This is a genomic window from Cryobacterium sp. N21 (assembly GCF_002929575.1).
GTDB classification, from domain to species: Bacteria; Actinomycetota; Actinomycetes; order Actinomycetales; family Microbacteriaceae; genus Cryobacterium; species Cryobacterium flavum.
The window spans coordinates 394,231-403,098 of record NZ_PJJQ01000033.1 but is presented as its reverse complement, the minus strand read 5'-3'; the positions used below and the strand labels follow the sequence as shown (position 1 = coordinate 403,098).

Here is an 8,868-nt window from a genome sequence, read left to right as displayed (position 1 = left end):
GCTCGCCTGGGCCCAGGCGATGATCTTCTCCAGGTAGAGCACCCGGTCAACGAACTGCGCCTGATGCCGCTGAAACGGACTTAAGACGCCGCCCGGGCTGCTGTCGGCCGGGTCGAATTGGTCCGGGTCAGCGGCGGCTGAATCTGATTGGTCAGCGGCAGCGGGATGAGCCCGGAGCTCGTCAGTGGCGCCCTCATCCGAGAGGAAATCCGGGAGGAAATTGGCCGCGAGATACTCAGCGTAGAGGATCTCCTCACGGAGCTCCCCATCGAACAGATGCTCGGGCGGCACCGCAGCGAACACCTCGGTCAGGTCCAGGCCGATCGGAATCGGTGGACCGTCAATCAGCACCGGACGGTTAGCCATCGGGCTCACCGATTTCAGGTTGACGGGTTCCGGGCGGACCGGTACGGGGGCATCGTCCGGGGTGAATTCTTCGAGCCCCTCGGCGATCTCGACCCGCCAATCGGCCTGGCACTGCGCCCAGAACGCCTCGAACTCGGCGCGCTCCTCGGGAGTGGAAGGCGGGTAGCCGTGACAAGCGAAGAATGGATCGACGAGGCCCGGCTGGGGGGTGTCGCCGCTCTGGCTCATAGAACAAGTGTACCAAGCCCAACTCCAGAAGTCGAGCCATTCTCACATATTTTGAGATATCCGAGCGAAGCTGAATTCGCACGGACAGTCGCGTTTTCGGGACCGGCGAGTGTTCGCACAGCGGATGCCGTGGGCTCGGACTGCGAAGGCGCAGCCCGCACCCGCACGTGAGAAAGTGCGGCTTGATGCCACATCGCTCATGCCCTCGTCGCCGGATGGAAGCGACTGGGAGGCTTTGCTCAGGTGCGGCTGGGCACAATGGAAACCCAGCCAAACCGAAAGGCCCCCAATGAGCAACCTCCAGCGCATTCTGAGCATGGCATCCAAGGCCCTTGATAAGAAGGGACAGCCGTCCTCCGCTGGGTCAGGCAAGACGGATTGGCGCGAGATGGTGCGCACCGCAGCCGACAAGGTCACCGGAGACAGCAGGCCCACGGCGAACAACGTGCAGAGAAGTGCCACTCCCGTCGTAGCTGCGAAAGCGGCGCCAGCGGTGAGCGCCGAAGACCGCGCGGCCATCGCCCGTTACGACTACCTGCTGCAGACCGCGCAGCCCCAGCAGCTTGAGCAGGTTCACCGCGATGCCTTCGCGCGCCTCACGCCGGTGCAACGCGACGAGGTCAACGCTAAGCTGCGCACAGAGCTGCCGGCCAACGAATATCCGGCATCGACCAGCCCGGAGGACCTGGCCCGGTCGGCCACCCGCGGCGAAGCTCAGAACCCCGGCTTCCTGAAGAAGCTGTTTGCCCGGTCGTCCGTCCGAGGAGCCGGCGGCGCACCTGCCGGAGCGGGTGTCGCCGCGCTCGGGCTCGGTGCCGGCGGGCTACTCGCCGCTGTCGCCGGTGGCGCAGTTCTCAGCAATGTGGCCGGGCCTCTCCTGGACCAGGCGGCCGGCCTCGGCGTCGATTTCGAGAGCCTCGCCGGCGGTCTTGAGGGAATCACCCAGGGCGTCGATGTCGAGAGCCTTACCGGCGGTCTCGAGGGAATCACCCAGGGCGTCGATGTCGAGGGACTCACCGGCGGTCTCGAGGGAATCACCCAGGGCGTCGCCGACGGCGCCGACGAGTATGCGACCGGATTGGGCGAGCAGGTGAAAGAACTCGGGGCGAACTTCGAGATCCCCGGCCTCTCTGCTCTCGGCAACCTGTTTGGCCGTAACTAGAGAGTTCCGACAAAGCCGGCAGCCCGCCTCGGCTCCGCCGGAGTCTCTGTCGCCACCGGCGTGCGCGCTCCCGCGCTACGCTGGCGTGTGCAACTTTCCCTCTGGCTGGCCCTCGTCGGCGCAGGCGTGCTGATCAGCTTCACCCCGGGCGCGGGAGCGATCAACACCATGAACAACTCGCTGACCAGCGGGTTTCGTCGCTCGATCTGGGGAATCCTCGGGCAGCAGGCGGCACTCGTGGTGCACGTGGCCGTGGTGGCGCTCGGCGTGGGCGTGCTCGTGGCCAATTCTCCCGTGCTATTCAATGTGATTCGGTATGCCGGGGCCGCCTACCTGGTGTTTCTGGGCATCCGTCTGTTGGTGCAGAAGCCTGACCCGACGAGGGACCTGGCTGCACCGCGCACGCGCGAACCGGCCGGGTCGATGTTTCGCCGCGGTCTGTGGGTGAACCTGCTGAACCCCAAGGCGCTCGTGTTCTTTCTCGCGTTCATGCCGCAGTTCATTCGGCCCGAGCAGCCGCTGCTGCCGCAGTACCTTGTGCTGACGGTCACCGTGGTGCTGATCGACGTGATGGTGATGTGGCTGTTCTTCGCGGTGGCGGCGAAATCGTTTCAGCGCTTCACGAACACCGCTCGTGGTCAGCTAATTCTCAACCGCACGTTCGGCGTGCTGTTCGTGGCCGTCGCGCTGCTGCTGGCGCTGGTGCATTGAGATGCCGGCAGCAGCTTCTCAGAACGGATGCTCGATACGCTTACTTGATGAGTACCACCGAAACACGACCACCGCGTCCGGCCGTACTAGCGGGGATCGTGGGCTTCGCGGTCGTTATGCTGTATGCAATTTCCGGGGCGCTGCAGATTCTGGTGTGGAATCCGCTCGCGGCGGTGCCGGGCGCAACGCTCGGGCAGATTCGTGCCGACATGGCCCTCGCCGGTGAAAGCCTGAGCGCAAACGGGGTCCTCGCCTGGGCTGGCATCGGGCTGCTGCTGGCCGGGGTGATCCTGCTGGTCGCGACCATGCGCCGCACCAGTCGGGTGTGGCCGGTCGTCGCGGCCTATCTTGTGCTGCTGGTTTTTGCCGCCCCCGGGCATTTCTTCGTCTCGTTCGGCCCCGGTATGTCGCTCGCCGACACGTTCCTGATTTCGGGTGCCGATCACACTACGTGGGGCATGGTCTTGTACCTGGTGAGTGCGGCTGCCCTGCTTACCCTGATCGTGGTGATCATTCGGGCCGCTCGCGCAGTCTCGGCCGGCGCAGAATAGACGAATGAGCGACGCCGGCGACTTCGTAGATCGTACGCTGCAGTACGAAGCGACCTGGGAGCGGGCAGCCGAGTGGCAGGCGCAGCTGGGCGCCGAGCTCGAGGTCTACGGGTCGTCGGTGGGGGCCGTGCGTGGCACCATTCGCGACCTGGCCCGTCGACATAGGAGCATGACCCACGACGAGGTGACCGCGCTCAGTTCCGAACTCTGGAACGTGCCGGTGTTCGAGCGCCGCCTCGCCGCGATCGTGCTGCTGCAGGCGAACGTGACCCGGCTCGACAACAACGACCTCACCCGCATCGAAGGGTTTCTGCGCGGTGCGGCTGTGCCCGAGCTCGCGGATCCGCTCACCTTTGACGTCGTGCTCCCACTCGTGCAGCGGCTGACCGGCGCGAATCGCGCCAGAGCGGATGCAGCGCTGGCGCGGTGGGCGCGAGACGGCGACCCCTGGCTGCTCCGCGCTGCACGCGGTGTGCACGCAAGGATCGCGAGCGAGTAGCGGGGCGGGCGGCGGCATCCGCCGTGAGGGCGTCGCGTAGGCTGCGGGCATGCGCGCAATCATCGTGAACTCTCCCGGCGGGCCCGAAGCCCTGGCCATGCAAACCGTGCCCGACCTCGAGGTCGGCGCCCACGACATTCGGGTGGAGGTGGCCGCGGCCGGCGTCAACCGCGCCGACATCATGCAACGCGAGGGCCGCTACCCGTCACCTCCCGGCGCCCCGGAATGGCCGGGGCTCGAGGTGTCGGGCGTGGTCACCGAGGTAGGCGATGACGTGACCCGCTTCGGCGTGGGCGACCGGGTCTGCGCGCTGCTTCCCGGCGGTGGGTATGCCACCGAAGTGGTGGTGCACGAAGGCCTGGCGCTGCTGGTGCCGCTCTCGATGGACCTCGTAGACGCCGCCGCCCTGCCCGAAGCCCTAGCCACGGTGTGGTCTAACGTGTTCATGAGCGCCGAACTCGCGCCCGGCGAGACTCTGCTCGTGCACGGTGGCGGCAGCGGAATCGGCACCACCGCCATTCAGTTGGCCCGCCTCCTGGATGCCCGCGTGGCCGTGACGGCCGGCTCCGCCGAGAAGCTCGCCATGTGCGCAAGCCTCGGGGCCGAGACGCTCATCAACTATCGCGAGCAGGACTTTGTGACCGAGATCAAGGCCGCTACCGATGGGCGCGGTGCCAACGTGATTCTCGACATCATGGGCGGCGCCTACGCGGCGCGCAACATCGAGGCGGTCGCGATCAACGGTCGCATCATGGTGATTGCCAACCAGAGCAACGAACCGGCCACCTTCGATCCGGCCCGCCTCATGCAAAAACGTGCACGCTACTGGGCCACCACGCTGCGTGCTCGCTCCCTCGCCGAGAGAATCGATATCGTGCGCGCTCTCGAATCGGCGATCTGGCCGTGGATAGCGTCGGGCGAGTTTCGCCCCGTGATCGACGGGAGATTCTCTTTCGAGAACGCAGCGGATGCCCATAGCCGGCTGGAATCATCCGCTCACGTCGGCAAGATCGTGCTGGTGCCCTGACCGGGCACGACACGGGTCACAAACGGTGCGACCGCCGTACACTGCCGTGGGTTATTCGGTCAGTGCAAGTTGCGCAGCCAAGTCGCCGAGTTCGCGGGCCTGCTCGCTCGCATGGCGCTACAGCCGGGGGCGCCCGGCCCAGCGTTCGGCCTTGAGGGCCAGATGCAGCTCAAGGCGAGCCTGACCGCCCAGCGGATCGACGCCGATGAGCGAACGGATGCGCCCGAGCCGGTTGTAAATACTTGTGCGGTGCAGGTGCAACTGCTCGGCGACCTCGGCCACCGAACCGTCCTTGTCGTACATCAGCTCGAGTACCGGCAGCAGCTCCCCGTTGGGGTCGAGTTCGCGCAGCTCGGTGTAGAGGGTCGACTCCCCCGGCGACACGTCCCGCCCCTCAACCGCCAGGAACTGGTACACCCCGATGGCGCGAAACGACACCAGAGCCCCCAACTGGGCGTCCACCCACGCTGCCTGCACGGCGCTACGCGCCTCGGCGTAGGCTCCGGGCAGCCGGCGCAGGTCGGCAAAGGGCTCGCTCAGGCCGAGCAGGGCCGGCGCGGCCGGCTGCCCACCGCGGCGCGAGACTTCCAGCCCGAACCGACGCAGAATCTCGGACTCGTCGATGCAGTCGATCACATCTTGCAGCAGCAAAACAGCGTGCGTTTCGGTGCCTGCGGAGAACAGCACTGTGTTGATTCCGAGCGTGGCATACAGGGCAGAGAGCCGCTGCAGCAGGTTGCTCTCGGCGGAAGTGCGCCGGGCGTTGTTGCCCCGGTCGAGCAGGGTGGCCAGTCGCCACGGCCCGCGCCCGTGCACTCCCGGCCAGCCGCCCACGGACACGACGGCGTCGCGGTCGCCGAAGCAGGCGGCGAGAAATTGCGCCTCGCGGGCACGACGGCCATCGGAATCCGCGCTCGTGCGATTGAGCAGCATCTCGGCGAGTACGTCCAGCTCGGGGCGAATGATCCGCAGTTCCTGCACGATGGAATCGGGTTCGAGTTCGTCATCCTGCTGCAACACCCAGAGATACCCCACTCGGAATCCCCGGGCAAGCAGCGGCACGCACACCCGGCCCAACATGCCGAGCTCGGCATTCGCCGGAACCGGAACAGGCTTGACGGCCCTGGCGATGCCGTGGCTGAGCTGCCAGGCGCTGACATCGGGCGGAACGAGCTTGCTCAGCAGAAAGTTCGTGCGCACGCGGTCGGCCGTAGCCTGATGCGCGCTGTACGCGAGCAGGCCGCCGTCGAGGTCTTCCAGGGAGAGGGCGCGGCCAAGGCGCGCCGCGATGAAGGCCACCGCCCGGTCGATATCGGCCGCGTTCATGGGTTTAATCTTACGCAAGCGTGTGAACGCCAGGCGACAATCGACGCGGCGTGGCGCTACAGATGTCGAACCAGGCCCGCCCGAGGCTCGGGCCATGCTGCGCATCTCCGGGAATAAAACTCCCGGACAAGTACTAATTCCGGGGCGGTGAGACGTGCGGGGGCCAGCCCACGGGAGCCGCTATCAGCAGGGCCCTGCCGCGACAGCCCTCAAAACGCGGGCTTATCGTTTCTACGCTGACCAAAGTCGATCGGCGACGCGCCCTGAAGAAGTAGGAGTTCCCCATGATCATTGGTGTTCCGACCGAAGTGAAGAACAACGAATACCGTGTGGCGATCACCGCCGCCGGAGTACACGAAGCCAAGCTGCACGGCCACACCGTGCTCGTGCAGGCCGGAGCCGGAATCGCCTCCGGGTTCTCCGACGCTGATTACGCGGCCGCCGGCGCCGCGATCGTCGAAACCGCCTTCGAGGTGTGGGCGAGCGCCGACATGATCCTCAAGGTGAAAGAGCCGATCACCGCCGAGTACGTGCACTTTCGTCAGGGCCTGATTCTCTTCACCTATCTGCACCTGGCCGCTGAGCCCGAACTCGCCACCGCCCTACTCGATGCCGGCGTCACCGCCATCGCCTACGAGACCGTGCAGAAAGCCGATCGCTCGCTGCCGTTACTCGCCCCGATGAGCGAGGTCGCCGGACGCCTCGCCGTTCAGGTCGGCTCCGCGTCGATGACCCGCCCCGGCGGCGGCCCCGGAATTCTGATGGGCGGCGTACCCGGAGTACGTGCCGCCAAGGTGACCGTGATCGGCGCCGGTGTGGCCGGCTCCAACGCCGCCGCAATGGCCATCGGCATGGGCGCGGACGTCACGATTCTCGACATCAACATCGACCGCCTGCGCGAACTCGACGCCCAGTACGCCGGACGCCTCAAGACCATAGCCTCGAACGCCTACGAGATCGACCGTTCGGTCACCGAAGCCGACCTCGTGATCGGCTCAGTGCTGATTCCGGGTGCCAAGGCCCCCAAGCTCGTCACCGACGAGCTCGTCTCCCGCATGAAGCCGGGCTCCGTGCTCGTCGACATCGCGGTTGACCAGGGCGGCTGCTTCGAAGGCACCCACGCCACCACGCACGAGAACCCCACCTTCGCCGTGCACGGCTCGATCTTCTACTGCGTGGCCAACATGCCCGGCGCCGTGCCGCAGACGTCGACCCTCGCGCTGACCAACGTCACGCTGCCCTACGCCCTGTCGATCGCCGACCGTGGCGTGCGAGCAGCGTTCGAGCGTGACGCCGCCCTCGCCGGCGGGCTCAACATCGCCGCGGGCAAGATCGCGAACCGTTCGGTCAGCGTGGCTCTCGACCTCCCGCTCGCGGACTGGACCGACCTCGTGACCGAGGCCGAGCTCACCCTCGTGTAGTCGTTGGTAACGGATGCCGGGGTCGGCCGATTTCACCCCGGCATCCCTTACCGTGTTCTCCCCGTGCCAATCGCCTGGACTACAAGGAAGTATCTCCGATGTCGCAATTGAAACCCAGCACTCGATCCGCGCCCAGCGCGCAGCCGCACCTGGCACGCTCACTGTCGAATCGTCATATCCAGCTCATCGCCATCGGCGGGGCGATCGGAACGGGCCTGTTCATGGGATCCGGCAAGACCATCTCGCTGGCAGGACCGTCGGTGATCTTCGTCTATATGATCATCGGCTTCATGCTGTTCTTCGTGATGCGGGCCATGGGCGAGTTGCTGCTCTCCAACCTCGAATACAAGTCGTTCAGCGACTTCGCCGGTGACCTGCTGGGGCCGTGGGCCGGCTTCTTCACGAGCTGGACGTATTGGCTCTGCTGGATCGTCACGGCCATCGCCGAACTGATCGCTATCGCGTTGTACACGAGCTTTTGGTGGCCCGACCTGCCCCTGTGGATTCCCGCTCTCGTGGCGGTCTTGGTTCTGCTGGGCTTCAACCTCACCAGTGTCAAGGCGTTTGGGGAGACAGAGTTCTGGTTCGCCCTCATCAAGATCGTGGCCATTGTCACGCTGATCGTCGTGGGTCTCGTGATGGTGTTCACGCAGTTTCAGTCCCCCGGTGGCTCCCCGGCGCGTTTCAGCAACCTGTGGAATGACGGCGGTATGTTTCCGACTGGCCCGATGGGGTTCATCGCCGGTTTCCAGCTCTCTGTGTTCGCGTTTCTCGGGGTCGAGCTCGTGGGCACCACGGCCGCCGAAGCGCAGAATCCGCAGAAGAACCTGCCCAAGGCGATCAACTCGATCCCCATTCGCATCATGCTGTTCTACGTTCTGGCCCTGATCGTGATCATGGCGGTCACTCCGTGGCGTGAGGTCACGGCCGATGTGAGTCCGTTCGTAGCCATGTTTTCTCTCGCCGGGCTCGGCGCCGCCGCGGCCGTCATCAACTTCGTCGTGCTCACCAGCGCGACATCCTCGGCGAACTCCGGGCTATATTCCACATCGAGAATGCTCTTCGGGCTGTCGGCGGAAGGCACAGCCCCGGGGCGCTTTCATCGTCTGAGTCGCCACAAGGTGCCGGCTAACGCGCTGCTGTTCTCCTGCATGTTTCTGCTGGTATCCGCTGTGCTGCTGTATGCGAACCCGTCGATCCTGGCCGTGTTCACCGTGGTGACGACCATGTCGTCGGTGCTGTTCATCTTCGTCTGGGCGATCATCGTCGTGAGCTACATCGTGTACCGCAAGCGCCGCCCGGCGCTGCACGCGGCCTCCAAGTTCAAAATGCCCGGCGGTGTGTTCATGTGCTACCTTCTGCTGGCCTTCTTCGTCTTCTTGATCTGGGCACTCACGCAGAAGACCGACACGCTGCAGGCGCTGCTCGTGACGCCGGTGTGGTTCATTGGGCTCGCCACGGTGTGGTTCATCATTCGCCGCCGCCCGGAACTGGCCGCCCACCACGAACTTCACCGGGCGAATGTGGAGGCCGACCGGGAGTCGGCACTCGCCTTCCGCCGCTGATATCCGTGACCG

Annotated in this window: 9 protein-coding genes; 7 read left to right on the top strand and 2 right to left on the bottom strand. The window is 65.7% G+C overall.

Annotation, left to right across the window (positions count from 1 at the left end; all coding sequences use genetic code 11):
• Positions 1–594: hypothetical protein (locus CXY77_RS12170; protein WP_140425524.1), on the bottom strand; the 594-nt coding region annotated here is incomplete at its 3' end.
• A gap of 289 nt (positions 595–883) precedes the next feature.
• Here CXY77_RS12170 and CXY77_RS12165 point away from each other — a divergent pair.
• The 5 genes from CXY77_RS12165 to CXY77_RS12145 all read left to right on the top strand — a co-directional run bounded on the left by CXY77_RS12165 (position 884) and on the right by CXY77_RS12145 (position 4,544).
• Positions 884–1,756 carry a hypothetical protein gene (locus tag CXY77_RS12165; protein WP_104130128.1) on the top strand — a complete coding sequence of 291 codons (873 nt, stop codon included), beginning with the start codon at positions 884–886 and terminating at the stop codon, positions 1,754–1,756.
• A gap of 87 nt (positions 1,757–1,843) precedes the next feature.
• Positions 1,844–2,467, top strand: coding sequence for a LysE family translocator (locus CXY77_RS12160; RefSeq protein ID WP_092338871.1), 624 nt, complete (start codon positions 1,844–1,846; stop codon positions 2,465–2,467).
• 47 nt (positions 2,468–2,514) lie between these two features.
• On the top strand, positions 2,515–3,018 hold the full coding sequence (locus CXY77_RS12155; RefSeq protein WP_233197369.1) for a hypothetical protein: 504 nt from the start codon (positions 2,515–2,517) through the stop codon (positions 3,016–3,018).
• A 4-nt stretch (positions 3,019–3,022) separates the two neighbouring features.
• On the top strand, positions 3,023–3,517 hold the full coding sequence (locus CXY77_RS12150; protein WP_104130127.1) for a DNA alkylation repair protein: 495 nt from the start codon (positions 3,023–3,025) through the stop codon (positions 3,515–3,517).
• A 49-nt stretch (positions 3,518–3,566) separates the two neighbouring features.
• Positions 3,567–4,544 carry an NAD(P)H-quinone oxidoreductase gene (locus tag CXY77_RS12145; RefSeq protein WP_104130126.1) on the top strand — a complete coding sequence of 326 codons (978 nt, stop codon included), beginning with the start codon at positions 3,567–3,569 and terminating at the stop codon, positions 4,542–4,544.
• 117 nt (positions 4,545–4,661) lie between these two features.
• On the opposite strand, the gene CXY77_RS12140 is transcribed toward CXY77_RS12145, so the two are convergent.
• The gene (locus CXY77_RS12140) at positions 4,662–5,870 is read right to left on the bottom strand and encodes a CdaR family transcriptional regulator (RefSeq protein ID WP_104130125.1); all 1,209 of its coding nucleotides are present in this window, start codon (positions 5,868–5,870) and stop codon (positions 4,662–4,664) included.
• Positions 5,871–6,154: 284 nt separating this feature from the next.
• On the opposite strand from CXY77_RS12140, the gene ald reads away from it, so the two are divergent.
• Entirely contained in the window at positions 6,155–7,291 is a 1,137-nt protein-coding gene (gene ald / locus CXY77_RS12135; RefSeq protein ID WP_092338879.1) for an alanine dehydrogenase, read from the top strand.
• Positions 7,292–7,389: 98 nt separating this feature from the next.
• The gene (cycA, locus tag CXY77_RS12130; protein WP_104130124.1) at positions 7,390–8,856 is read left to right on the top strand and encodes a D-serine/D-alanine/glycine transporter; all 1,467 of its coding nucleotides are present in this window, start codon (positions 7,390–7,392) and stop codon (positions 8,854–8,856) included.
• Positions 8,857–8,868: the final 12 nt, after the last annotated feature.